Source organism: Limosilactobacillus urinaemulieris (assembly GCF_932750685.1).
GTDB lineage: Bacteria > Bacillota > Bacilli > Lactobacillales > Lactobacillaceae > Limosilactobacillus > Limosilactobacillus urinaemulieris.
In genome coordinates this window covers 88,994-114,011 of record NZ_CAKOBX010000001.1, presented here as the reverse complement: position 1 = coordinate 114,011, position 25,018 = coordinate 88,994, and the positions used below count along the sequence as shown (strand labels likewise).

25 protein-coding genes are annotated in these 25,018 nt (G+C 40.2%); 23 read left to right on the top strand and 2 right to left on the bottom strand.

Annotated features, from left to right (window positions below):
- The first annotated feature begins 47 nt into the window (after positions 1-47).
- From MR181_RS00560 to MR181_RS00540, 5 genes are all read left to right on the top strand, one after another.
- A complete protein-coding gene (locus MR181_RS00560; protein ID WP_242333669.1) occupies positions 48-1,070 on the top strand; it encodes a serine hydrolase domain-containing protein in 1,023 nt (340 codons plus the stop codon).
- Between the two features lie 229 nt (positions 1,071-1,299).
- Positions 1,300-2,529, top strand: coding sequence for an arginine deiminase (arcA, locus tag MR181_RS00555; RefSeq protein ID WP_098044677.1), 1,230 nt, complete (start codon positions 1,300-1,302; stop codon positions 2,527-2,529).
- Between the two features lie 134 nt (positions 2,530-2,663).
- The gene (locus tag MR181_RS00550) at positions 2,664-3,134 is read left to right on the top strand and encodes an arginine repressor (protein ID WP_102168048.1); all 471 of its coding nucleotides are present in this window, start codon (positions 2,664-2,666) and stop codon (positions 3,132-3,134) included.
- A 13-nt stretch (positions 3,135-3,147) separates the two neighbouring features.
- Positions 3,148-4,569, top strand: coding sequence for a basic amino acid/polyamine antiporter (locus MR181_RS00545; protein WP_191911895.1), 1,422 nt, complete (start codon positions 3,148-3,150; stop codon positions 4,567-4,569).
- Positions 4,570-4,611: 42 nt separating this feature from the next.
- On the top strand, positions 4,612-6,006 hold the full coding sequence (locus tag MR181_RS00540) for an amino acid permease (RefSeq protein ID WP_242333666.1): 1,395 nt from the start codon (positions 4,612-4,614) through the stop codon (positions 6,004-6,006).
- Between the two features lie 54 nt (positions 6,007-6,060).
- On the opposite strand, the gene MR181_RS00535 is transcribed toward MR181_RS00540, so the two are convergent.
- Both MR181_RS00535 and MR181_RS00530 read right to left on the bottom strand, forming a co-directional pair.
- Entirely contained in the window at positions 6,061-6,768 is a 708-nt protein-coding gene (locus MR181_RS00535) for a type 1 glutamine amidotransferase (protein ID WP_242333663.1), read from the bottom strand.
- On the bottom strand, positions 6,768-8,105 hold the full coding sequence (locus MR181_RS00530; protein WP_242333661.1) for a Mur ligase family protein: 1,338 nt from the start codon (positions 8,103-8,105) through the stop codon (positions 6,768-6,770). The genes MR181_RS00535 and MR181_RS00530 overlap by 1 nt, the downstream gene beginning before the upstream one ends.
- A 175-nt stretch (positions 8,106-8,280) precedes the next feature.
- Between MR181_RS00530 and MR181_RS00525 the strand changes: the two genes are divergently transcribed.
- The 18 genes from MR181_RS00525 to MR181_RS00440 all read left to right on the top strand — a co-directional run bounded on the left by MR181_RS00525 (position 8,281) and on the right by MR181_RS00440 (position 25,013).
- Positions 8,281-8,868 carry a thymidine kinase gene (locus tag MR181_RS00525; RefSeq protein ID WP_191911891.1) on the top strand — a complete coding sequence of 196 codons (588 nt, stop codon included), beginning with the start codon at positions 8,281-8,283 and terminating at the stop codon, positions 8,866-8,868.
- 9 nt (positions 8,869-8,877) lie between these two features.
- A complete protein-coding gene (prfA, locus tag MR181_RS00520; RefSeq protein WP_178696161.1) occupies positions 8,878-9,960 on the top strand; it encodes a peptide chain release factor 1 in 1,083 nt (360 codons plus the stop codon).
- Positions 9,953-10,813, top strand: a complete 861-nt coding sequence (gene prmC / locus MR181_RS00515; protein ID WP_242333658.1) for a peptide chain release factor N(5)-glutamine methyltransferase — start codon at positions 9,953-9,955, stop codon at positions 10,811-10,813. Before prfA ends, prmC begins: the two co-directional genes overlap by 8 nt.
- Before the next feature lie 5 nt (positions 10,814-10,818).
- The gene (locus MR181_RS00510; RefSeq protein WP_242333655.1) at positions 10,819-11,838 is read left to right on the top strand and encodes an L-threonylcarbamoyladenylate synthase; all 1,020 of its coding nucleotides are present in this window, start codon (positions 10,819-10,821) and stop codon (positions 11,836-11,838) included.
- Positions 11,839-11,915: 77 nt separating this feature from the next.
- The gene (gene upp, locus MR181_RS00505) at positions 11,916-12,551 is read left to right on the top strand and encodes a uracil phosphoribosyltransferase (RefSeq protein ID WP_102168056.1); all 636 of its coding nucleotides are present in this window, start codon (positions 11,916-11,918) and stop codon (positions 12,549-12,551) included.
- 166 nt (positions 12,552-12,717) lie between these two features.
- Positions 12,718-14,445 carry a phosphoenolpyruvate--protein phosphotransferase gene (ptsP, locus tag MR181_RS00500; protein WP_242333652.1) on the top strand — a complete coding sequence of 576 codons (1,728 nt, stop codon included), beginning with the start codon at positions 12,718-12,720 and terminating at the stop codon, positions 14,443-14,445.
- A gap of 107 nt (positions 14,446-14,552) precedes the next feature.
- Positions 14,553-15,665 (top strand): YibE/F family protein, encoded by a 1,113-nt coding sequence (locus tag MR181_RS00495; RefSeq protein WP_242333974.1) that lies wholly within the window; start codon positions 14,553-14,555, stop codon positions 15,663-15,665.
- Positions 15,665-16,438, top strand: a complete 774-nt coding sequence (locus tag MR181_RS00490) for a YibE/F family protein (RefSeq protein ID WP_191911887.1) — start codon at positions 15,665-15,667, stop codon at positions 16,436-16,438. The genes MR181_RS00495 and MR181_RS00490 overlap by 1 nt, the downstream gene beginning before the upstream one ends.
- A gap of 152 nt (positions 16,439-16,590) precedes the next feature.
- Positions 16,591-17,892 carry a solute carrier family 23 protein gene (locus tag MR181_RS00485; protein ID WP_242333649.1) on the top strand — a complete coding sequence of 434 codons (1,302 nt, stop codon included), beginning with the start codon at positions 16,591-16,593 and terminating at the stop codon, positions 17,890-17,892.
- Positions 17,893-18,158: 266 nt separating this feature from the next.
- Positions 18,159-18,866 (top strand): F0F1 ATP synthase subunit A, encoded by a 708-nt coding sequence (gene atpB, locus MR181_RS00480; protein ID WP_102168060.1) that lies wholly within the window; start codon positions 18,159-18,161, stop codon positions 18,864-18,866.
- A 29-nt stretch (positions 18,867-18,895) separates the two neighbouring features.
- Complete coding sequence (gene atpE / locus MR181_RS00475; protein ID WP_003666561.1) at positions 18,896-19,114, top strand: F0F1 ATP synthase subunit C; 219 nt, start codon at positions 18,896-18,898, stop codon at positions 19,112-19,114.
- A gap of 49 nt (positions 19,115-19,163) precedes the next feature.
- Positions 19,164-19,682, top strand: a complete 519-nt coding sequence (gene atpF, locus MR181_RS00470) for a F0F1 ATP synthase subunit B (RefSeq protein WP_242333646.1) — start codon at positions 19,164-19,166, stop codon at positions 19,680-19,682.
- Positions 19,672-20,214 (top strand): ATP synthase F1 subunit delta, encoded by a 543-nt coding sequence (gene atpH, locus MR181_RS00465; RefSeq protein ID WP_191911885.1) that lies wholly within the window; start codon positions 19,672-19,674, stop codon positions 20,212-20,214. The genes atpF and atpH overlap by 11 nt, the downstream gene beginning before the upstream one ends.
- Positions 20,215-20,244: 30 nt before the next feature.
- A complete protein-coding gene (atpA, locus tag MR181_RS00460) occupies positions 20,245-21,780 on the top strand; it encodes a F0F1 ATP synthase subunit alpha (RefSeq protein ID WP_242333643.1) in 1,536 nt (511 codons plus the stop codon).
- Between the two features lie 31 nt (positions 21,781-21,811).
- Entirely contained in the window at positions 21,812-22,738 is a 927-nt protein-coding gene (locus MR181_RS00455; protein ID WP_191911883.1) for a F0F1 ATP synthase subunit gamma, read from the top strand.
- 23 nt (positions 22,739-22,761) lie between these two features.
- On the top strand, positions 22,762-24,186 hold the full coding sequence (gene atpD, locus MR181_RS00450) for a F0F1 ATP synthase subunit beta (RefSeq protein ID WP_242333640.1): 1,425 nt from the start codon (positions 22,762-22,764) through the stop codon (positions 24,184-24,186).
- Between the two features lie 11 nt (positions 24,187-24,197).
- Positions 24,198-24,626, top strand: coding sequence for a F0F1 ATP synthase subunit epsilon (locus MR181_RS00445; protein WP_191911881.1), 429 nt, complete (start codon positions 24,198-24,200; stop codon positions 24,624-24,626).
- 156 nt (positions 24,627-24,782) lie between these two features.
- A complete protein-coding gene (locus MR181_RS00440) occupies positions 24,783-25,013 on the top strand; it encodes a DUF1146 domain-containing protein (RefSeq protein ID WP_191911758.1) in 231 nt (76 codons plus the stop codon).
- Positions 25,014-25,018 lie beyond the last annotated feature (5 nt).

Below are 25,018 nucleotides of genomic sequence, written 5' to 3'. Positions count from 1 at the left end.
TGCGCTACAATAGTGTGGACTGAATGGAATGGATGGGGGAAATAGGAATGAAAAATCAATATCGAGAAACAATTGCCGGATTGAATAGGTTGGTTGAACAGGGAATTGTTCCTGGAATAAGCTATGTACTTTTTGATCACGGAATAGAATATCGAGAAGTGAAAGGTAATGCAGAAATACAGCCAAAGAGAGAACCGTTGCGGGCAAAAATGCAATATGACTTAGCCTCACTAACAAAGGTAATTGGGACTGTTCCAGTAATTGCAATCGCGATTCAAGAGGGAAAACTTAAGCTAACTGATCCGGTACAAAAGTATTTACCAGAGTTCAAGGACTCTCGACCGACTATTCAGAACCTCCTAACGCATACTTCAGGAATTTGTGGATATATTCCGCATCGTGATGAATTAACAGCAAGAGAGCTTAAAAAGGCATACTTAACGCAACAACATGTTGATTCTAGTCTAAATCGTCAAATTAGGTACGCCGACGTTAATTTTCTTTATCTTGGTTGGATTGCAGAGAGAACTTATGGACAGTCAATTCAGTCATTAATCCAAAGACGAGTGTTAGATCCTCTGAAAATGAAGGAAACAACGTTCAAACCATTTGCAAGGAATAGTGTTCCAACTGAAGTGCAGGCAGAACGAGGATTAATTCGCGGAACTGCTCATGATCCGAAAGCATATATTCTGGGGCCCGAATGTGGGTGTGCCGGAATGTTTTCAACGTTAGATGATTTGTTGCTTTATAGTCACGCACTGATTGAGACTAACCTGAATGGTCTGCTAGACAATTGGATGGTTGACCAGCTATTTAAGGATCAGACGGTGATTCCGGGGGAGCATAGTCGTTCGTTAGGGTGGAAACTTCTTCACGCAATAGGTGATCGGCACTTAATCATTAGTCACACTGGGTTTACAGGAACATGGTTAATCCTTGACCGGGAAGAGGATCAGGGAATGATCGCTTTAACTAACAGGGTCCACCCAACAGCTAAGAATGATGCTTATTTACGTGCCCGGGATCAACTTTTCGCCACTTATCTTCGTGAAAAAGAAAACGCTTAATTAATTTCAAAAAACTTTGTGAAATTATTATTCAATTTTATGCAAATTAAACGGACAGATTATGCATTTTTGTGGTCTTGACTGCATATAAAAATGTATAATTTTTGCCAAAATTCATCTAAGGATAAAATTACACAAATCTGCGTTAAAATAGGGTTTGACAACGGTTTCAAAACTAGTTATTATATACACGTAATCAAATGAAAGCACACAAAAGGAGTGAGTGTATATGCAAAGTCCAATTCACGTAACATCTGAAATTGGTAAGCTTAAGACAGTTATGCTTCATCGACCTGGTCATGAAATTGAAAATGTCTACCCTGACATTCTTCACCGCATGCTTGTTGATGACATCCCATACCTGCCAATCGCACAAGAAGAACATGATTACTTTGCTAAGACATTAAAGGACCAAGGAATCGAAGTACTTTACTTCGCTAAGTTGGCTGCTGAAGCTTTAGCAGATGATCAAGTAAAGAATGAATTCCTTGAAAAAATGTTAGCAGAATCTGGCCACGCTGCTGGTGCTGTTCATGACGCTTTGAAGGAATACTTGCTTAGCATGGATACTCAAGCAATGGTTGACAAGATTATTGCTGGGGTACGGAAGGATGAAATCCACACTAAGTTCGTTTCACTTGCTGAAATGGCTGAAGATGCAGACTACCCATTCTTCATGGATCCAATGCCAAACGCATACTTCACTCGTGACCCACAAGCCTCAATTGGTGATGGTATTACCATTAACCATATGACATTTAAGGCTCGTCAACGTGAATCACTATTCACTGAATACATCATTAAGCACAACCCTCGGTTCGCTAACAAGGGTGTTCATGTATGGCGTGACCGTTACCATGACACTCGGATCGAAGGTGGGGATGAATTAGTTCTTTCCGACCACGTATTTGCTATTGGTATTTCTCAACGTACTTCAGCAGATGCAATCATGGACATCGCACGGAACTTATTCAAGGATTCCAACTACGACACTGTTGTTGCTATCCACATTCCACATAACCATGCTATGATGCACCTTGACACGGTCTTCACAATGATTAATTACGATCAATTTACTGTTCATCCGCAAATCTTGGATGGTGGTAAGATTGATACTTACATTCTCCACCCAGGTAAGGATGGCGAAATTGAAATCCAACACCGGACAGACCTTCAAAAGGTTCTTGAAGAAGTATTGGACAAGCCTGAAATCGACTTGATTCCTACTGGTAATGGTGATCCAATCGTTGCTCCACGTGAACAATGGAACGATGGTTCTAACACGTTAACAATTGCACCAGGCGAGGTTGTTACTTACGACCGTAACTATGTATCTAATGATTTGCTGCGGAAGCACGGAATTCTCGTTCATGAGGTTCGTTCAAGTGAATTGTCTCGTGGTCGTGGTGGTCCACGTTGCATGTCCTGCCCAATTGTACGTGAAGATCTTAAAAACTAGTTAGTTTGAAAGCAGCAAATGCACTTGGAAGCTGAATAATGGTTCAGTTAAAGGTGTTTCTTGCTGCTTTTATTGTACTGAAATAACATTGTTGTATAATTAATTTGTTAAATTGTGATTAGGGGTGAACGTGAATGAATCGTAAGGCGCGACGAAAGGTGATCGAACAGTTAGTTAGTGATCACAAAATCGAAACCCAGGATGAATTGTTGGATTTATTAACCCAACAGGGGATCGAAACCACCCAAGCGACGATTTCTCGTGATATTCATGCGCTCAATATTGTTAAGGCTAATGATGGTGAAGGCCATACCTACTATGTCCAACTACAATTAGCACCGGAGCATGATTTCAGTAGATTGTATACGGGAATTCGTGAGAATGTTCGCACGATTGAAACCGTGCAATTTATTAATGTTGTAAAAACGGCCTTGAATTCTAGTTACGCAACGATCCTCGGTGGGATGTTTGATGAACTGGATATTCCTGAAGTTGTTGGCACAATTGCGGGGAATGATACATTAATTATTATTAGTAAAAATAGTAATGATGCGCGTGCAATTTACAATTTAATAATGAAGCACATTAGCTCACATTTAGACTAAAAGGGGTGTAAAGATGGAAAATGAAAAGAAAGGGATCGGTAAAGGCGAATTAATTGCCCTTATTGTTAGTTCCTGTATTGGTACTGGTATCTTTGGAATTACCAGTGATGTTGCTGCTGCCGCTGCTCCAGGTCCTGCTCTGTTAGCATGGGTCTTCGTTGGTATCGGATTCTTAATGCTTGTTCTTTCATTGAATAACTTATCTGAAAAGCGTCCTGACTTAACTGCTGGGATCTTCTCATATGCTGGTGCCGGTTTCGGACCAATGGGTGAATTTATTTCCGGTTGGTCATACTGGTTATCTGCATGGCTTGGTAACATTGCCTTCGCGACAATGTTGATGAGTTCAATTGGTACTTTCTTCCCAACCTTTAAGGGTGGTCAAAACCTACCATCAATTATTGTTGCAATTGTTTTCTGCTGGCTTTTGACAATCCTTGTTAACAATGGTGTGGAAAGTGCGTCCTTCGTAAACATGATTGGGACAATCTGCAAGGTCTTACCACTTGTTATCTTCATCGTTATTATGGTTGTTTGCTTCAAGGCTGGAATGTTTACTGTAGATTTCTGGGGCCGTGTTGCTAACAATGCTTCAAAGGGAACTACTACTGGTTCTGTTTGGTCACAAATGCAAGGAACATTGATGACCCTGATTTGGGTATTTATCGGTGTTGAAGGTGCTTCTGTTATGGCTCACCGTGCTAAGTCACGTTCTGCTGCTCAACAAGCATCAATCATTGCCTTTGTAACCTTAGTTGTTATCTATGTTTTGATTTCTATTTTGCCTTATGGTGCTTTGACTCGTGCACAATTGGCTTCAATGGGTCAACCTGCTATTGGTCATGTTCTTCAAGCAACTGTAGGTACTTGGGGTTCAATTCTGATTAACGTTGGTTTGATTATTTCAACTATTGTTTCATGGTTATCATGGACGATGCTTCCAGCTGAAACTACAATGCTGGTTGCTGAAGATAAGGCAATGCCAAAGGTTTGGGGAAAGGTTAACTCAAAAAACGCACCTACTGCTTCCTTGATGATTACTGCCGTGTTGCAAACCATCTTCCTCTTCTCATTGCTTTTCACTGATAAGGCATATGAATTTGCTTACTCACTTTGTTCTGCTGCTATTCTGTTCTCATACTTATTCGTTGGTCTTTACCAAATGAAGTACAGTTCAGAACATAAAGAATGGGGTCAATTCACTATTGGTTTACTCTCAGCCGCATTCATGTTCGCATGCATGTTCTTGGCTGGTTGGCAAGAAGTATTACTTGTTTCCATCAGTTTCATCCCTGGATTCATCATCTACTACCTTGCCTGCCGTGAAAACGACCACAAGATGAGCACTGCTGAAAAGTGGGTTATGGTATTAATTCTTGTACTTAGTGTTGTTGCTATTTGGCTTGTTGCTAATGGTACAATCACTGTGGGTTAATGTGATATAATAATTGAGTAAAAAACAAGTGAGGTGATTAAGGTGAAGGAAAAGAAGTTAAATCTATTCCTCTTAATCACCTTAATTGTTGGAACAATAATCGGCGGTGGAATTTTTAATAGTCCCACCGACCTTATTTTAAAGGCTAATCCATTAGCAGCGTTAATCGCTTGGGGAATTGGCGGATTCGGAATTTTAATGCTAGCACTTGTCTTCTATAAGCTAGCAATTGTCAAACCAGATCTTAATGGTGGAATCTATACCTATGCAAAAGAAGGATTTGGTAATTATGTTGGTTTTAATTCGTTTTGGGGTTATTGGTTAGGAGCAATTTTTGGCAATATTGCCTTTATTTCTCTCTTCTTTAAGACCCTAAATAGTATGTTGCCACATCAGTTATCGCCTTTTGGATGTTTTATTGGTGGTTCCATTATTTTATGGGGATACACGCTAATCGTGTGGCATGGTGTTCGCGAAGTTAGTATTCTTAATTCAGTTATTACAATTGCTAAAGTCTTACCACTGATTTTAGTAATTATTATCGGAATTACGCTATTCCAGCCACACATTTTTAGCGTTCCGCATTGGACACAGCAATTGGTATCAACTGGGAAAACTGCTAATCTTTCTCAGCAAATTGGTCAAGCAATGAGTACGATTGTTTGGTGCTTTGTGGGGATTGAAGCAGCAGTTTCAATGTCACGGCGAGCAAAGAAACATTCAGAAGTTGGTTTGGCAACGGTGATTAGCTTTGTCATCGTTTGGAGCTTGTATGTTTTAGTTTCGCTTTTACCAATGGGGATTGTTTCGGCACCCGAATTAAGTACTTCTTCTGTGCCACTGGCAACTGTGCTTAGTAAAAGTGTCATCGGTAGCTGGGGTGCATTAATTATTAAAGTCGGATTACTAATTTCGTTGTTAGGAGCATTGTTGAGTTGGTTTATGATTGGTCCTGAAATTGCTTACGTTACGAGCATGGATCATGCAATGCCCAAACCATTTAAGTTAGTCAACCGGCATAATGTTCCGGGATTTGCATTAATTATCTATACGTTAATTATGCAGGTACTCCTAATGGTCCTTCTATTACCGCAGTTACAAACTGCTTATACAATTGCTTATACGTTGGCGACAACAACGACCTTAGTAGCATATTTATTATCGTCTTTGTATGGACTCAAACTAGCTTTTAAGGAATCATATGGTTTTGGGTTTAAGATCGTTGCGTTAATCGCGTCTGCCTATGCGATTTATACATTATTTGCTACTGGGATTGAATATGCCTTTGCAAGTGCAATTATTTTTTCATTAGGTATTCCAGTTTATTTAGCTGCAAAACCAAAAATGAGAAAATATGAAAAAGCAATTGCGTTAGTAATCGGCTTAGCGGGAATTCTAGCTCTAATAATGATCCTTCGTGGAGGAATTAACTTTTAATGAGAATAGGTCCTGAGAATGCTTACATTCATTCTCAGGGCCTGTTTTTATTAGCTAAAATGTTGGTTTAATTATTAACTGTTCTTGGTTACTAAAATCCTCATTTGGGTATTTTTTGTGAAGGGCGGCTAATAAAAGGTGCTTTGCGATTTCACCATTCCGGGTAAGAATTGGCCCATGAAAGTATGAACAATAAACTTCTTTATAGATTGCTCCTTCAGTTTTATCCTGACCATTATTTCCGTGGCCAGATACTACTTTACCGAGTGGTCGTTCACCATCGCCCAAGAAGGTCATTCCGTTATGGTTTTCAAAGCCGTGATATTCGTCACCCGTTTGCTCGTTTTTAATAGTAATATTACCAATGAAACGGTTATGATCCTGACTAAGAGTATAGTGAGGGAGAATATTTAATCCGGGAATTTTTTCTCCATTAGCACCAATATAATATTGACCAAGTAATTGGTAACCACCACAGATTGCAAGTAGTGGTTTTTGATCATCAATAAATTGTTTAATCCCAGTCTTCTTATTTGGCAGATCCTTTGAAACAACGAATTGTTCATAGTCTTGACCGCCACCAAAAAGGGCCAGGTCAAACTTTGCTGGATCAAATTCCTGACCAATACTGATAACTTGAACTGTAATGTCAGCATCCATCTGTTTAGCATAGTACTGTAAAGCAATAATATTACCGACATCACTATAAGTGTTTAGTAGATTTCCGTACAGGTGTGCAAGATTAAGATGATATTTTGCCATTAATCCATTCCTCCCTTAATGTAGCCCTTTTCTGCCAGTTGTTTTCGTAATTGCAGAACTGCAGTGTAGGTAGCTAGGATATAGACATGCTTTGTCGGCATTCCTTTAATTTTAGCAATTACGTGAGTTAAATCAGGCTCGTGCCACATGCTGTCGACGCCAGCCATTGTAAGTCGGGTAGTGATATCTTTATAACGTTCACCACCGGTCATATATTGAGGAATATTATGCTGAACCAGCTTTTCAAAGTTACCATCCCAGATCCAACTAGTATCAATCCCGTCGGCATAGTTAGCATTTAAAAGAAAAGCAAAGCTAAAGGGCTGGGGATCAGTTTCAATCATATCAAGGACCTGGTTTAACCCAACCGGATTTTTAACCAAAATTAACGTAACTTCTTTGCCATCTACATTGATGACTTCTTGACGACCGAAGACCCGTTCATCAGATTCAAAGGCATCTTTAATTTGGGCTTGGCTAACCCCGAGAAATCTTCCTAACGCATAGGCTGCTAAGGCATTATAGATATTATAGAGACCACCGATACCGATTTTGTATTTCTCACCATCAAGTTCAAAGGTTGAGCTAGTTGGCGTCAGTTGATCAATTTTTGTGACAGCATAAGTCAGCTTTGGCCGTTTAAATCCACAATGAGGACAGAAATAATCACCAAGATTAGCATAAGTTCGCATTCGATATTTAAGGATGTGCTGACACTTAGGACAAAGAAGGCCATCCGTGTTAGCTGGCGCATCGAATGGTTCCCGTTGTTCGTGATTAAATCCATAGTAAATAATGGGATTAGGTAAATCGTGAGAATTAAACAACTGTTCGTCACCATTAGCAATAATCGTTGCCTTTGGAGCTAATTTAACCCCGTTAAGAATTTTTTGGTATGTAGTGTAGATTTCCCCATATCGATCCATTTGATCACGGAAAATATTAGTGAAGATAAAAGCAATTGGTGTGATATACTTAGTGACCTTTACCACGTTTGCTTCATCAACTTCAAGCACTGCCAACCCCTTTTTCTTTGGTCGTGGTGCCGTAATGAAAGTAGTAACGATTCCTTGTTCCATGTTTGAACCAGTTGGGTTGGTTAAAACATGGTCGTATTTTTCGCGGAGAACCCTAACACTCAAAGAAGTGGTTAAGGTTTTGCCGTTAGTACCAGTGACAATTACTAAATCATACTTTTTACTGAATGCTTGTAGAATATTAGGGTCAAGCTTTAATGTTAATTTCCCGGGTAATGAACTCCCGCCATTCATGAAAGTGTGGAGAAACCAGTAGCTTGATCGACCAGCTGCTTCAGCAAATGAACTGCGTAATGACATGTATAAAAAATCCTTTCACCGAAATTAGATTACGACTAATTTTAATCTTTAATTGATTAAAAGAAAAGTGTTTCGGATTAATATTAAGAAACCATTACTCACTAGCTAAGTATTTAAATGAAAAATGCTTTCAGATATAATAGATTTATCTATGTGTATAAAAGGAGTGCGAATTGTGGCGCAACTATTTTTTAAGTATGGCGCAATGAATTCCGGAAAGTCTATTGATATTCTGAAGGTTGCTCATAACTATGAGGAACAAGGTAAAAGGGTAGTCTTACTAACCAGCGGAGTTGATGACCGTTCTGGAAGAGGTGTAATTGCAAGTCGAATTGGTCTTTCACGGAAGGTTCAACCTGTAATGGCGGACACGGATATTTATGACTATGTTCGTCGAATGAACGAAAAAATTTATTGCGTTTTAATTGATGAGGCCCAATTCTTAAAGAAGAGACATGTTCTTCAGCTGATCAAGATTGTTGACGAGCTTCACATTCCGGTAATGACGTTTGGCTTAAAGAATGACTTTAAAAATGAATTGTTCGAGGGGTCAAAGTACTTACTAATTTACGCCGACAAAATTGAAGAAATGAAGACAATTTGTTGGTTCTGCGGGAAAAAGGCAACGATGAATTTACGGGTTCATAATGGACAACCAGTTTATGAAGGTGAGCAGGTTCAAATTGGTGGTAATGAGTCGTATTATCCAGTTTGTCGTTACCATTATTTCCATCCAAAAATACAGGAAAAAGGAGAAAAGTAACCTATGGAAATGGCTGAAATTTTCGATAAGCTGCAAGCTGTAGCTGACCGATATGACGAATTAAATGAGCTGATTAGTGATCCTGAAGTGATTGCTGATTCACAACGGTTTATGAAACTTTCTAAAGAAGAGGGGAGTCTCCGGGAAACTGTTGAAAAGTATAATGAGTATAAAAAGGTGACGCAGACAATTAGTGATGATGAGGAATTGTTACGGGAGAGTGATGATCCTGATCTAACTGAATTAACGAAAGATGAGTTAAGTAGTGCTAAGGATCAGCAAGCTAAATTAGAAAAAGAGTTGGAAATTCTCTTGATTCCAAAGGATCCCAATGATGATAAGAACATTATTATGGAAATCCGTGGTGCTGCTGGTGGGGATGAAGCGAGCCTATTTGCGGCTGACCTTTACAACATGTACCTTCACTACGCTGAAAACCAGGGATGGAAGGTTGAAGTCGTTGATAAGAGTGAAACGGAAGTCGGTGGCTTTAAGGAAATTGCTTTGATGATTACTGGTGATAAGGTTTACTCAAAACTAAAATTTGAAAACGGGGCTCATCGGGTTCAACGGGTGCCAGTTACCGAGTCTGCTGGACGGGTACATACTTCTACCGCTACTGTTGGGGTAATGCCAGAAGCAGAAGACGTTGACGTTGACATTGATCCAAAAGATATTCGGGTTGATGTTTATCGTTCTAGTGGTGCCGGTGGTCAGCACGTTAACAAGACTTCCTCAGCAGTGCGGATGACTCACTTGCCAACGGGAATTGTTGTTGCCATGCAGGATGAACGGTCACAGCAACAAAACCGCGCTAAGGCGATGCGGATTCTAAAATCCCGGGTTTACGACTACTATCAACAAAAAGAGCAAAGCGCATATGATGCCAAGCGAAAAGATGCAATTGGAACGGGTGATCGTTCTGAACGGATTCGGACGTATAATTATCCTCAAAATCGGGTTACGGATCACCGAATCGGTTTGACTCTGAATAAGCTTGATAAAATTATGTCGGGTGATCTTGACGAGATTATTGAGGCATTAATTGTTGCTGACCAAACCAAGAAGTTGGAACAACTACGGAATGAATAATCAAACTTATTTTGCTGCACAACGCTGGGCAAAGGAACAATTAAGTGGACAAAATATTGATCCCGGCTCGCCTCAATTTCTTTTAAAAGAGCGCCATGGTTGGGATGATACTCACCTGCTGGTTCATAATCGTGAATTGATGCCAAATGATGAATGGCAATGGTTTCAAGAGGCAGTTAACCGTTTGCTGAATGATGAGCCCGCCCAGTATATTATTGGGAGTGCCCCGTTTTACGGAAGAACATTCATGGTTAACCATGATGTCCTAATTCCAGAAGCAGAGACTGCAGAACTAGTTGACTGGGTTTTGAAAGCAACTTCTTCTGCCCCGTTAAAAGTTCTTGATTTAGGAACTGGAAGCGGGATAATCGGAATTACCTTAGCTTTAGAGCGCCCGCAATGGGATGTTACATTAAGTGATGTCTCATCTGCGGCTTTGATGGTTGCACAAAAAAATATGCAACGGTTTAAGCTTAATTTAAAGCTGGTGCAAAGTGACCTTTTTACTAACCTGATTAATGAAAAGTATGATTTGATTGTTACTAATCCGCCATATATTTCTCATGATGCTACTGCGTTGATGGATAGGTCAGTTTTGAAGTATGAACCTGAATTAGCACTCTTTGCTGATGAAAACGGGTTAGGATTTTATCATCGTTTGTTTGCAACGATTGCTAGTCATTTGACTTTGCAAGGGCAGCTATTTGGTGAAACCGGTTTTGATCAGGAACAAGCAATTCAAGAATTATTGCATCGGGTAGATAGTACTGCCCGGATTGAACCACGGCATGATGTTGCTGGGAAGATGAGGATGATACACGTATGGGATTTTTCAAACGTAGGAGGAAACTAGAAAGAATGGATACGAGGATTTTTCATTTAGATGAAATTAATCAGGCAGCTAAAGCCATTCAAGACGGTAAATTAGTTGCATTTCCTACTGAAACTGTTTATGGACTAGGCGCAGATGCAACTAACGAAGCGGCAGTAAAAAATGTTTATTTGGCAAAGGGACGACCAAGCGACAATCCGCTAATTGTCCACGTTGCCTCAATTGAAATGGTAGAAAAATATGCAAGTGAGATTCCGGATAATGCCCGAAAATTGATGAAGGAATTTTGGCCGGGTTCGCTTACAATTATCCTAAATATTAAGAAGGGGGTTCTCTCAAAAACCGTTACTGGTGGTCTTTCAACGGTAGCTTTCCGTTTTCCAGATTGTCAACCAACCCTTGAGTTAATTAAGGAAGCTGGAGTACCGATTGTTGGTCCGTCAGCTAATACCTCTGGGAAGCCTAGTCCAACAACTGCCCAGCACGTTTATCATGACCTTCACGGAAAAATTGCGGGGATAATTGATAATGGTCCTACTCGGGTGGGGGTTGAGTCAACGGTTCTTGACATGTCAACTGAACAGCCCGTTATTTTACGTCCTGGAGCGGTAACAAAGCATCAGATCGAAGAAGTAATTGGTTTAATTGATTTGAATCACCACCATGTTGGTAAAAACGAAACCCCTAAGGCGCCGGGAATGAAGTATAAGCACTACGCTCCTAACGCTCAGGTTTACATTGTTGATGAGGGAACCGACTGGAAACAAGTTGTTGATTGGATTAAGCAACAACCGTTTGATGTTGGGATGATGGCAGAAGAAAAAATTTTGCAACAGGCAACCTTACCGATGAATGCAATTCAATTTTCATTGGGAAAGAATGTTGCTGATGCGAGTGCTCGCCTATTTGATGGCCTACGTCAGTTTGATGATCAACCGAATGTTAAGGCAATTGTTACCCAAGCATTCCCGGCAAAAGATCTTGGTCGGGCATACATGAACCGGTTAAATAAGTCAGCTGGCGGCGAACATTTTGCAACAAAATAAAAAAAATACCTATTTGTTTATCAAATAGGCATTTTTTTTGGTAAAATAGGGAAGAAATTCAAAGGAGTGTATTAGGCATGGGTAAATTTGAAGTGATGGATCACCCATTGATTCAACACAAATTGACAATGATTCGGGATAAGAACGTTGGGACAAAGTTTTTCCGCGAAACGGTAAAGGAAATTTCGACATTGATGGCATATGAAGTTGCTCGTGATATGCCATTAAAGGATGTTGAAGTTGAAACGCCAATCGCTAAGACAACTAAGAAGGAATTAGCAGGGAAGAAAGTAGCAATTATTCCAATCCTTCGTGCTGGTTTAGGAATGGTTGACGGAATGACTGATTTGATTCCAGCTGCTAAGATTGGTTTTATCGGAATGTACCGTGACGAAGAAACACTAAAGCCACATGAATACTTTGTAAAGTTACCAAATGACATTACTGAACGGCAATTATTTATTGTTGATCCAATGTTAGCAACAGGTGGTTCAGCAATGATGGCGATTGAAGCGTTGAAGAAGCGCGGCTGTTCTGAAAAGAACATGAAGTTTGCATGTTTAGTTGCTGCTCCAGAAGGGGTTAAAGCTGTTCGTGAAGCTTACCCAGACGTAGATATCTACGCTGCTGGACTTGATGATCACTTAAATAAGGACGGTTACATTGTTCCGGGATTAGGTGATGCTGGTGACCGTCTCTTTGGTACAAAGTAAAAAATACCAAATTATAGAAAAAGATCGAGAAAAAGCAAGATAGCTTTTTCTGGGTCTCTTTTTGTTTCTTCAAAGTTAAATGTGTATTCATTGAACTGGTCATTAAGAAAAGATTCTCCTATAATAGGTGTAAACCGGTTTCTTTAAAGAGGGTAAGCAGATAGAAATGACTTTAAAAATGACAGGGACAGCGGCTAGTAATGGTATCGGAATTGCACCAGCATACATCGTAGATAAACCAGATCTGAGTTTTGAAAAACGACGGATTAGTGATCCGTTTGTGGAAATTCAGCGCTTTAAAAATGCCTTACTGGCGATTAGTAATGATCTTAGGGCACTAAAAAAAGCAGCTACTAAAAAGTTATCAAAAGATGAGCTTGCGATCTTTGATGTTCATATTGAAATCTTAGATGATCCAGAAATGTTTAATCAGGTTGTTACTCGGATTCGAAGTCAGCGGATTAACGCGGAAACGGCTTTTGAAGAAGTGATTACTCGGGTTATTCATGAGTTTGAATCAATGACGGGAAACAAGTACATGCAGGAACGGGCAACGGACTTTGCTAGCATTCGGGATCAGGTATTGGCAAAGCTTGAAGGAAAACAACTGCCTAACCTGCAAACGCTTGATCATCCGGTAATCGTGGTTGCCCACATGATTGGGCCCTCGGATACTTCCCAAATGAATGCAAAGTATGTTAAAGGAATTGTTACTGAGGTTGGCGGTCGAACCAGTCATGCTGCGATAATGGCTCGTTCATTGCAAATTCCGGCAATTGTGGGGTGTAAAAAAATTGCTCACCAGGTAAAAAATGGCGAGCGGATAATTGTTGATGGCTTTTCAGGAACGGCAATTGTTGAACCCACTGCCCAACAGGTAGAACATTATCAACGGTTAGCAAGTCAGTATGCAGCAGAAAAACTTCGCTGGGCAAAGTTGGTTAATAGCCCTTCAGTTACTAAGGATGGTCAGCAGTTAACAATTTCTGCTAATATTGGTTCGTCTAATGACATCCCGGCAGCGGTTAGTAACGGAGCAGATGAAGTTGGCCTTTTCCGGACTGAATTCCTTTACATGAAAAGTGAACACTTGCCAACAGAGGATGAGCAGTTTCAGGCATATAAGGATGCTGTTGAAAGTTTGGCTGGCAAGACACTTGTGGTGCGGACGCTTGATATTGGTGGCGATAAACCATTAACCTTCATGCCACTCCCCCATGAACTGAATCCGTTTTTAGGTTATCGTGCAATTCGGATTTCGCTGGATCGCCCATCAATGTTTCGTACACAATTACGGGCACTAATTCGGGCTTCACAGTTTGGTCAAATTAATATTATGTTTCCAATGATTACGACTTTAGAAGAGCTTCGGGCAGCCAAAAAGATTTACTATGAAGAGCGAGAAAAGTTGCGTCAAGATTATCCGCATGTTGGGGCAAATATTAAATTAGGAATTATGATCGAGGTCCCATTGGCTGCACTATATGCAGAGCGATTAGCCAAGGAGGTTGACTTCTTTAGCATTGGAACCAATGATTTGATTCAATACTGTTTTGCGGCCGATCGGGGGAATGCAGCGGTTTCCTACCTTTATCAGCCACTGAACCCACCGTTTTTAAAACTAATTGATCACATTATCAAATCAGGTCACCAGCATAATACAACGGTGGCGATGTGTGGTGAAATGGCCGGTGATCGTCTCGCCTTGCCACTTTTAATGGGAATGGGATTAGACGAGTATTCGATGAGTGCAACATCGATCTTACGCACTCGTTCAATGATGAGGAATCTTGACATTAATGAATGCCAAAAGCTATACCATGATGCAGTGACAAAGTGTGAAACCGCTAATCAAGTTCATGATTTAGTCGAAGAATGGTTAAAAAATAAATAGGTAAATAATAGTGAAGAGCTTATGATAAAGATAAGATTTTTGTCAGCTCTTTTTTTGTTTTAAATGAATAGTAAAATATTGGGTGATTGTAAAAAAGGGAAGTGAAAATCGTGACAATTCAGTGGTCACGCCAGAGAACATTCTTATTAATTGGGATGATTATTTGTGGTCTTGCAGCAATGCTTTTTGTTACTCATAACCAGCGCCTTTATCGGCAACCAATTGCTCAGGTTGTGCAAGTAACTAATGAAAAGCCTCAACGAACTGAAGACCAGTTTAAAAACGTTGATCACCAGACTAATCAGGAGCTTATAACAATCCTGATGAACGGAAAAAGACGTGGGAATAAAGTTAAGGTTCAAAACACATTTAGTGATTCGCAACCAATGGATCAGCAGTATAAGGTTGGTGATCAGTTATTTCTTTCTCAATTAAAAACAAACCACGGGAAATTATCAGCTAATCCAGCAGGGCCAAAACGGGACACAGTGGTTGTCTTTTTAAGCTGGCTTGTTATTACAGTTTTACTGCTAACAATGGGGAGAGCAGGGACGTTTGCGCTTATTAGTGTAGTAATTAATACTATTTTATTCTTGCTTGCAGTTTCACTAGACCTTCATAACCAGGGGAATCATGTTCTATTGATTTTTTCAACGTTAGCTTTAATTTTTACCTTTATTAGTCTTTTACTTGTTCTTGGGCCGACTAAAAAAATGCTAGCCACACTAGGTGCAACGATTATCGGAACAGCAGTGGCAATCTTAATTGGGGTCCTGGTTCTTCACCTTACTCATAATCGAGGAGTCTACTATGAATCTATGCAATATGTGACTCAAGTACCGCGACCGTTATTCATTGCTGAAATTTTACTGGGATCATTAGGTGCAGTTATGGATGAATCGAGTGACATTGTAGCCACATTATTTGAATTGAAACGGATTGATCCAACCGTCACACGAATGCAACTGTTTATGTCTGGAAGGAGTGTCGGTAAATCGATCATGGGACCGTTAGTAAATGTCCTCTTTCTGATCTTTATGGCAGATACCTTTACGAATAGCTTACTTTACCTAAAAAATGGTAACTCATGGGGGTATACGTTCAGCATGAACATGAGCTTAGGGATGGTACAAAGCTTAATTAGCGGAATTGGAATTGTGTTAGCAGTTCCGGTAGTTAGTATCCTTGGTGCCATCCTACTAGGAAGGAGGAACAGATAATGAGTGCGATTTATGCATTAGGGATAGTATTACTGTGTTTGATGGTTCTCGTCGGCGGTAAGCAGGGATGGCGTTCCTTCCTTAGTCTATTATTGAATTTTGGCTTTTTGTTTTTTGCCATTGTCTTGATTGAATTTCATGTTCCGCCAATGTTTGTTACTGCGACTACGGGAATTACTATTTTAGCAATCACGATTTTTATGGGGGAGGATGATTTGCGAACAACGGTGACAGCTTTTTATGCTTCATTGATTGTTTTAGCAATTCTAATTCTACTTATTTTGTTTGTCAGCCATTGGGCAATGGTTCAAGGATTTGGCACTGAGGATAGTGATGACCTTGAGGGAATGTCAATCTTAATTGGAATTAGTTATTTAAAGGTTTCAGTTACCGCAATTGTTATTAGTACATTAGGAGCTATTGCCGAAGCAGCGATGGCGATTTCCGCAGGGCTAACGGAAATTCTGGAAACTCATCCGCAAATTAGTAATTCCCGCTTAATTGAGGGGGGAATGGGAATTGGCCGTCAAATTATCGGAACTACTCTGAATACTCTATTTTTCGGCTTCTTCGGTGGATTCCTTTCTCTCTTTATTTGGTTTGCGGGGTTACATTATTCGTTTGGAATGATTTTTAACAATAAGATCTTTGTTGCCGAGCTAATTGAAATTTTGATTTCGTTTCTTGGGGTCCTCCTAACTGTTCCGATTACTTCGTTAGTGATGGTTAAACGGCGAAATCGGGTCATTGACAAACCGGCAGAAACGAAGTAAGATACTTTTTGAAATTAAAACCTTTAAAAGAGGTCCCGTGAGGCCTCAAAGGTGCGGTGAAATGACACTACATGGTTGTAGGAGAATATTTACTAAAGCAGCTTTGAGGCCTCACTCAAAGCTGCTTTATTTTTTAGGGGAGGGAAATATTCATGGCTCATCGTGATGATGTCGTTTTAGACGTTAATGAAAAGCCAAAAACAGGTCAATGGATTGGACTTTCACTCCAACACATGTTTTCCATGTTTGGTTCTACTGTTCTGGTACCAATTCTTGTTGGGTTGAATCCAGGGATTGCACTTTTTAGTTCCGGTGTTGGTACGTTAATGTACCTTTTAATTACGAAACATAAGATTCCAGCATATATGGGCTCCAGTTTCTCGTTTGTTGTCCCAATGATGGCATTAATGAAGTCAACTGGTTATCCAGGGATTGCACAAGGGACAATTGCCGTTGGGTGTGTTTACTTGATTGTCTCAATAGTTGTTAGTTTAATTGGTTCGGATTGGATTGATAAGATCTTGCCGCCGATTATCGTTGGCCCCGTGGTGGTTGTTATTGGGCTGTCATTAGCTAGTACAGCGGCTAAGGATGCCACCATTAATTCAGTAACGGGAAAGTATGATCTTAAATTCTTTGCAGTTGCAATGATTACAATGCTACTGACAATTGCCTTTAATATGTACTTTAAGGGGTTCATGGGATTGATCCCAATTTTGATGGGGATTGTCTTTGGCTACATTATTGCTTGTTTATTTGGGATCGTTGATTTTACACCGGTAGAAAAAGCTCACTGGTTCAGTCTGCCTGCGTTCCAAATTCCGTTCATTAACTACCATCCACAATTTTATTGGGGAGCAATTTTAAGTATGGCGCCAATCGCCTTTGTAACGATGACTGAACACTTAGGTCATATTATGGTATTAAACGAATTGACCGAGCGGAATTTCTTTAAGGATCCAGGATTAAACCATACCTTAGCAGGGGATGGTACCGCATCAATTATTGCTGGATTTGTTGGTGGTCCTCCAGTTACTAGTTACGGTGAAAACATTGGTGTTATTGCCATTACTAAGGTTCAATCTGTCTATGTTATTGCTGGGGCTGCAGCATTTGCAATCTTCTTCAGTTTTATTGGAAAGCTAAGTGCCTTAATTGAAACGATCCCAATGCCAGTTATTGGTGGGATTTCCTTCCTTCTTTTTGGGGTAATTGCCTCTAGTGGTTTACGAGTAATGATTGAAGACCAAATTGACTTTAACAAGAAGCGTAATTTAATGATCGCTTCAGCAATTTTGGTAATTGGAATTGGAAATGCCTACTTGAAATTAGGACAGTACCAATTCTCTGGATTAGCAGTTGCAGCTGTTTTGGGAATTGCATTAAACCTTATTCTTCCCCAAGAAGCGCGGAGTGAAAAAGAAATTTCTGAAAAAGTCAACAAAGTTAAATAATTCAGTTAAAGAAGCTTACGTTAAGCTTCTTTTTTTATTAAAAGATGATTAAAGGATCACGAGAGGAAATGAATTATTAAATAGAAAATCTAATTAGAACAGTCTTTGTTAACGGTTTATTTCTTAAAAAAGCAAGAAATCTTTTTGAATGTTGCTTCAAATGATGATATATTAATACTCGTATATTGGGCTAGTTCGTATTAGTATACGACGTTCATCCAATTTACAGCCAAATTATTGTTATTAAGGAAAGAGGTGAAATATGAATGGGCGGTGATGCTTTTACTTTTAAGTTTCTTGGCTTAACGTTTAATGCAACTAACATCATTTCAGGTCTTGTTATTTATGCAATCGTATTCTTTGTATTATTTGGCATGTCCCGAAAGATTCAAATGAAGCCAAAGGGTGCGCAGAATGTTTTGGAATGGCTAATCGACTTTACGAACGGAATTGTTCGTAGTCAAATGCCAAATGAAGAGACTGGTCATTACAGTTTTTTGGCCTTTGTTCTTTTTGTTTTCATCTTCTTTGCCAACCAGTTTGGCTTGATTTTTAATCTTAGTTGGAATAACCAAGAAATTCTTAGAAGTCCAACGGCGGATCCAGTTGTTACTTTAACATTCTCACTGATGGTAATTACATTGGCTCACTTTGCAGGAATTGCGAATAAGGGTCTTGGCGGTTACTTGAAGGGGTATGTAAAGCCATTTGCATTGATGTTGCCAGTCAATATCATTGAAGAATTGGCTAACTTCTTAACTTTGGGTTTGCGGATCTTTGGTAACATTTTTGCTGGTGAATTGCTATTAAAGTTGGTTGCTGGAGTAGCCTTTTCACATGGTGCTTTAACAATCATTCCAGGATTCTTACTTGAGTTGCTTTGGCAAGGATTCTCAGTATTTATCGGTTCAATTCAGGCATATGTTTTTGTAACATTAACGACAGTTTATATTTCTCGGAAGGTTTCCGAATAATAATCTATCTCTTAAGGAGGAATTTTAAAATGGCATTAGGAGCAATTGCTGCAGGACTCGCGGCTATGGGTGCCGCTATCGGTGGTGGTATTGGTGATGGTATCTTAATCGGACATACTGTTGACAGTATCGCACGTCAACCAGAATTACAAAGTAGATTACAAGCAACGATGTTCATTGGTGTTGGTTTGATCGAAGCCATGCCTATCATCGCTATTGTTATCGGCTTCCTTGTTATGAACAAGTAATTATTTTGATTAATAATTTTTATTTTAGAGAACAAGGAGGTGTCAATAGATGTTTGTGAACAGTGTTTTAGCTGAATCTAATAGCTTATACGTTGGTGATTTGGTATTCTACATCGTTACCTTCATTATCCTGATGTTACTTATCAAGCACTTTGCTTGGAAGCCAGTTACGGATATGATGAAAAAGCGTGCAGATAAGATTGCTAGTGATATTGACAATGCTGCTAAATCACGTGAAAACGCTGAAAAGATGGCTGCTAAACGACAAGCTGAGTTACAAAACTCTCACCAAGAAGCTGCTGACATTGTTGACAATGCCAAAAAGTCTGGTGAAGCGCAACGTGCTCAAATTGTTGAAGCTGCACAAAATGACGCTCAAGCACTCAAGCAACGCGCACAAGAAGATGCTAAGCAGGCTCGTCGTGATGCGTTGAATGGTGCAAAGGATGACGTTGCAAACTTATCTATTGAGATTGCTTCCAAACTCATCCATAAAGAATTAAATGCGGACGACCAAAAAGAATTGATTGATTCGTATATTGAAGGGTTGGTAGATCATGAGTCTTGATAAGCAAACAGTTGCAAATCGTTATGCGAAAGCACTGTTCGAGTTGGTCGATGAAGACAATACACTCGATCAAACTTATCAAGAATTGACTGCTCTACGTCAAGTCTTTGAGGACAACGCTGCACTGGCTCCTGTTTTATCAGGAGTTCAATTATCACTCAGTGAAAAGAAGTCCCTTATTGATGATTTGAAGAAAGGTTTTTCTCAACCAGTTTCAAATTTAATTCAAATGACTTTTGATTATGGCCGGATTAACGATCTAGTTGCAATCATTGATGAGTTTGAGCGACGGTATGACGCTAAGATGAAACGTGTTCATGCCGACGTTGTTACAGCGATCCAACTTGATAAACAACAACGTGATCAACTTAAGGCTAACCTGGCCCAACGATTTGGCGCTAAGGAAGTTGTTCTTCACGAACAAGTTGATCCCGAAATTTTGGGCGGAGTTATCGTTCATCTTAATAATAAGACATTGGATGGTAGCTTAAGTTCAAAGATTAAGCAGATTCGTCGTTTACTAGTTAGATAAATTATCTTATTTCGAAGAGGTGAGACCTTTATGAGCATTAAAACTGAGGAAATCAGTTCACTCATCAAGAAACAACTTGCCAACTACCAAGACAAAGTATCTGTCGAGGAAACGGGTACTGTTACCTACGTTGGTGATGGTGTTGCTCGTGCCGACGGCTTGGAAAATGCCATGGCTGGTGAGTTGCTCGAATTTAGTAACGGTGTTTACGGAATGGCACAAAACCTCGAAAGTAACGATGTTGGTATCGTTATTTTGGGAGACTTTTCTGGCATCCGTGAAGGTGATACCGTTAAGCGGACGGGTCGAATCATGGAAGTTCCCGTCGGTGAAGCATTGTTAGGACGGGTAGTAGATTCATTAGGTCGACCAATTGATGGACTTGGTGAAATCAAGACTGACAAGACACGTCCAATTGAAAAGAAAGCTCCAGGTGTTATGGAGCGGAAGAGTGTTAGTGAACCATTGCAAACAGGTATTAAGGTTATTGATGCCTTAGTACCAATTGGCCGTGGTCAGCGTGAGTTGATCATTGGTGACCGGAAGACCGGTAAGACTGCCATTGCATTGGACACCATCATTAACCAAAAGGGCAAGGACGTAATTTGTATTTACGTTGCCATTGGACAAAAGGAATCAACTGTTCGGGCAAACGTTGAAACCTTGCGGCGTTACGGAGCATTAGACTACACAATTATTGTTTCAGCTAGTGCTTCTAACCCTGCACCAATGCTTTACATTGCCCCTTATGCTGGTGCCGCAATGGGTGAAGAGTTCATGTACGGTGGTAAAGATGTTTTGATTGTTTATGATGACCTTTCAAAGCAGGCCGATGCATACCGTGAACTTTCATTGATTCTTCGGCGGCCTCCTGGTCGTGAAGCTTATCCTGGTGATATTTTCTATACCCACTCACGGTTACTAGAACGTGCTGCACGGTTATCTGATGACCTTGGTGGTGGGTCAATGACTGCATTACCAATTATTCAAACCCAAGCCGGTGATGTTTCTGCCTACATTCCAACCAACGTTATTTCAATTACTGATGGACAGATCTTCTTGAACTCTGATGAATTCTATGCAGGTCAACGGCCAGCTATTGATGCTGGTACGTCAGTTTCTCGTGTTGGTGGTGATGCCCAGGTTAAGGCAATGAAGAAAGTTGCCGGGACATTGCGTTTGGATATTGCATCATATAATGAATTAGCTTCATTTGCTCAATTTGGTTCTGATCTGGATGAAGCAACTCAAGCCAAGTTATCACGTGGTAAGCACACTATGGAACTTTTGAAGCAAGGATTGCACCAACCACAGCCTGTTGAACAACAAGTTGTAACGTTGTTTGCTCTGTCAAACGGTTTTGTTGATAAAATTCCGGTAGATGATGTTCCACGTTATGAAAGCGAACTTGCTTCATTTATGCATGCTAATCACCAAGACCTTTATGACACGATTAAGTCAACTGGTAAGTTACCAGAAGGTGACGACTTAATGAATGCTGTTGCTGAGTTCACGAAATCTTTCCAAACCAGTGATGACAAGAAAAAAGCCGCACAAAAAAATTAATAATGACTAGTCGAAAGGACGGTGAGATTTAGTGCCAGCTTCACTTGCTGCTGTTAAGCATAAGATTGAATCCACAAAGAGCACGCGCCAGATTACTGCTGCCATGCAAATGGTTTCAACTGCAAAATTGAATCAAATTCAACACCATACTCAGTCATATGAAGTATATGCTGAGAAGGTTAAGAAGATGTTGTCCGATCTGGTTAAATCTCACAACGCATCTGCAGCTAGCGCCAGTCATGACGCTTATGCTGCGTTGTTTGAGAAGCGTCCAGTTAAAAAGACTGGAATTTTAGTTATTACATCTGATCGTGGCTTGGTTGGTAGTTATAATAACAATATTATCAAGCAAACTTTACAGTTAATGAAGGACAAGAATTTAACTGCAGAAAATACAGTATTCTTAACTGTTGGTAAGACCGGGACTGAATTCTTTAAGAAACGTGGGATGAACGTCGTCTACGAGTATTCAGGAATTAGCGATGTACCAACATTCCGTGAAGTTCATCAAATTGTAAAGACTGCTGTTCAGATGTATGACGATGCCGTATTCGATGAAATGTACTTGGCATACAGCCATTACGTTAATCGGATTACGTCCCGAGTTCGGGTTCATGATGTATTACCAATTACGGCTGAATCATTGATGGAGGATGAGGAAAAATCCGCAGAATCCACTCAAGATGAGTCACCGATTACGGCTGAATATGAATTTGAACCTTCGGATACGGAAATTATTGCTGGACTTGTTTCACAATATGCCGAAAGCTTATTGTATGGAGCCATCCTTGATGCAAAGACGTCAGAACACTCATCAAGTGCAAACGCAATGCGGTCTGCCACTGATAATGCAGATGACATCATTTCATCATTGGAGTTGCAATATAACCGTGCTCGTCAAGCTGCCATTACCACTGAAATTACTGAAATTACCGGTGGTATGACAGCACAAGAATAAAATTTAACTGAGGAGGAAACAACATGAGTTCTGGTAAAGTTGTTCAAGTTGTCGGACCAGTTGTTGATATTGAGTTCCCCTTAGATGAAAAGCTACCAGAGATTAATGACGCGTTAAAGATTAAGGAAAGTGATGACAAAATCTTAACTACTGAGGTTGCCCTTGAATTGGGTGATGGAGTAGTGCGGACAATTGCCATGGACGGTACCGATGGTCTTCAACGGGGAATGGAAGTCGAAAATACCGGAGCACCTATTAGTGTGCCGGTTGGTGACGATACTCTGGGACGTGTTTTCAACGTTTTGGGTGAACCAGTTGATAACGGCCCTAAGTTTGGACCAGATGCAAAGCGGATGCCTATTCACCGTGATGCACCTAAGTATGATGAATTAAACAACAATACTGAAATCCTTGAAACTGGGATTAAGGTTATTGACTTGTTAGCCCCATATGTTCGTGGTGGTAAGATTGGGTTATTCGGTGGTGCCGGTGTTGGTAAGACCGTTTTGATTCAGGAATTGATCCACAATATTGCACAAGGGCATAATGGTATTTCTGTCTTTACGGGTGTTGGTGAACGGACCCGTGAAGGTAACGATATGTACTACGAAATGAAGGCTTCAGGAGTTCTTGAAAAGACTGCCATGGTTTATGGTCAGATGAACGAACCCCCTGGTGCCCGGATGCGGGTTGCCTTAACCGGGCTTACCATTGCGGAATACTTTCGTGATGTAAAGGGTCAAGATGTTTTGCTATTCATTGATAACATCTTCCGGTTTACCCAGGCTGGGTCAGAAGTTTCTGCCTTGTTAGGCCGGATTCCTTCTGCCGTTGGTTATCAGCCAACATTGGCTACTGAAATGGGTCAGTTACAGGAACGGATTACTTCTACTAAGAAGGGTTCAATTACCTCGATCCAGGCCGTTTATGTTCCAGCCGATGACTATACCGACCCTGCTCCAGCTACAACATTTGCTCACTTGGATGCCACCACTAACTTGGAGCGGCGGTTGACTCAAATTGGTATTTACCCTGCCGTTGATCCATTAGCATCAACTTCAACAGCGTTAACTCCTGAAATTGTAGGTAAGGAACACTATGAAGTTGCTACTGAAGTTCAACACGTTTTGCAACGTTACCATGAATTGCAAGATATTATTTCTATCTTAGGGATGGATGAATTGTCTGACGATGAAAAGGTAATTGTTGCTCGTGCTCGGCGGATTCAAAACTTCTTATCACAAAGTTTCAGTGTTGCCGAACAGTTTACCGGTACGCCAGGTAAGTATGTTCCATTGAAGGATACTATTAAAGGATTTAAGGGTATTCTTGAAGGAAAGTATGATGACTTGCCAGAAGAAGCATTCCGGTTAGTTGGTACAATCGATGATGCTGTTGAAAAAGCTAAGAAAATGAAGGCTGATGCTGCTAAAGAAACTGCAGAGTAGGAGGGATAATTATGGCTGATACTAAGTTTAAAGTCACCATTATCACTCCTGATGGTACGGTTTATGATAATGATAATGCCACGATGGTTATTATGAACACTTCTGGTGGTCAAATGGGGATCATGGCTAAACACGTACCTGTATTAGCATCATTAACAATTAGTGAGTTACGAATTAAACATGATCAGGGTACTGATGAGATTGCTGCTGTTAACGGTGGAATCATGCAATTTGATGGTGAGACTGCCTTAATTACTGCAGATAGTGCTGAAATGCCCGAAAAGATTGATGTTGCTCGTGCTGAAGAAGCTAAGCAACGCGCTGAAGAAGCAATTAAGAAAGCGAAGGAAGCACACCGCCAAAACGACCTTGCTCGTGCTGAGGTTCATTTAAAGCGTGCTGTTAACCGTCTTAAGGTTTCTAAGTTTAAGCAAAAGTAACTTTACTTTTAACAATATAAAAGGACATTTAATGAGTAAAAGACTCGTTAAATGTCCTTTTTTGATTATTAACTTAGTCTAAAGGTTGTTAATGATGACTGATCACTCATTAGTTGGTATGATAAAATTGTAGTTGGTTTTAAAGAGGGTGAAAAGGTGCAGATAACAGGAATTAAAGCTTTAGTAGAAATAGTTATCCAACTCGGAATGATCTGGCTAACCTTTACCGCAATTCAGGGATTTCGACTTGAACGTCTTTTTCGTCATCCCCCGAAGACACTACCGTTAGCGATTGTCTTATTTTCTACAGCGATCGGTTACTTATGCGCCAGTTTTTTCATCGGGTTCATTAATGCAGTTAGCCAACTACCCGGTTTATTGCGTTGACTTAA

Bases quoted from the DNA above. Each gene is read 5' to 3' on its own strand.
- MR181_RS00560 (WP_242333669.1), top strand. From the start codon at position 48: ATGAAAAATCAATATCGAGAAACAATTGCCGGATTGAATAGGTTGGTT.
- atpD (WP_242333640.1), top strand. From the start codon at position 22,762: ATGAGTTCTGGTAAAGTTGTTCAAGTTGTCGGACCAGTTGTTGATATT.
- arcA (WP_098044677.1), top strand. From the start codon at position 1,300: ATGCAAAGTCCAATTCACGTAACATCTGAAATTGGTAAGCTTAAGACA.
- atpB (WP_102168060.1), top strand. From the start codon at position 18,159: ATGGGCGGTGATGCTTTTACTTTTAAGTTTCTTGGCTTAACGTTTAAT.
- atpA (WP_242333643.1), top strand. From the start codon at position 20,245: ATGAGCATTAAAACTGAGGAAATCAGTTCACTCATCAAGAAACAACTT.
- MR181_RS00510 (WP_242333655.1), top strand. From the start codon at position 10,819: ATGGATACGAGGATTTTTCATTTAGATGAAATTAATCAGGCAGCTAAA.
- MR181_RS00530 (WP_242333661.1), bottom strand. From the start codon at position 8,105: ATGTCATTACGCAGTTCATTTGCTGAAGCAGCTGGTCGATCAAGCTAC.
- atpH (WP_191911885.1), top strand. From the start codon at position 19,672: ATGAGTCTTGATAAGCAAACAGTTGCAAATCGTTATGCGAAAGCACTG.
- atpF (WP_242333646.1), top strand. From the start codon at position 19,164: ATGTTTGTGAACAGTGTTTTAGCTGAATCTAATAGCTTATACGTTGGT.
- prfA (WP_178696161.1), top strand. From the start codon at position 8,878: ATGGCTGAAATTTTCGATAAGCTGCAAGCTGTAGCTGACCGATATGAC.
- upp (WP_102168056.1), top strand. From the start codon at position 11,916: ATGGGTAAATTTGAAGTGATGGATCACCCATTGATTCAACACAAATTG.
- ptsP (WP_242333652.1), top strand. From the start codon at position 12,718: ATGACTTTAAAAATGACAGGGACAGCGGCTAGTAATGGTATCGGAATT.
- MR181_RS00550 (WP_102168048.1), top strand. From the start codon at position 2,664: ATGAATCGTAAGGCGCGACGAAAGGTGATCGAACAGTTAGTTAGTGAT.
- MR181_RS00485 (WP_242333649.1), top strand. From the start codon at position 16,591: ATGGCTCATCGTGATGATGTCGTTTTAGACGTTAATGAAAAGCCAAAA.
- atpE (WP_003666561.1), top strand. From the start codon at position 18,896: ATGGCATTAGGAGCAATTGCTGCAGGACTCGCGGCTATGGGTGCCGCT.
- MR181_RS00490 (WP_191911887.1), top strand. From the start codon at position 15,665: ATGAGTGCGATTTATGCATTAGGGATAGTATTACTGTGTTTGATGGTT.
- MR181_RS00535 (WP_242333663.1), bottom strand. From the start codon at position 6,768: ATGGCAAAATATCATCTTAATCTTGCACACCTGTACGGAAATCTACTA.
- MR181_RS00545 (WP_191911895.1), top strand. From the start codon at position 3,148: ATGGAAAATGAAAAGAAAGGGATCGGTAAAGGCGAATTAATTGCCCTT.
- prmC (WP_242333658.1), top strand. From the start codon at position 9,953: ATGAATAATCAAACTTATTTTGCTGCACAACGCTGGGCAAAGGAACAA.
- MR181_RS00445 (WP_191911881.1), top strand. From the start codon at position 24,198: ATGGCTGATACTAAGTTTAAAGTCACCATTATCACTCCTGATGGTACG.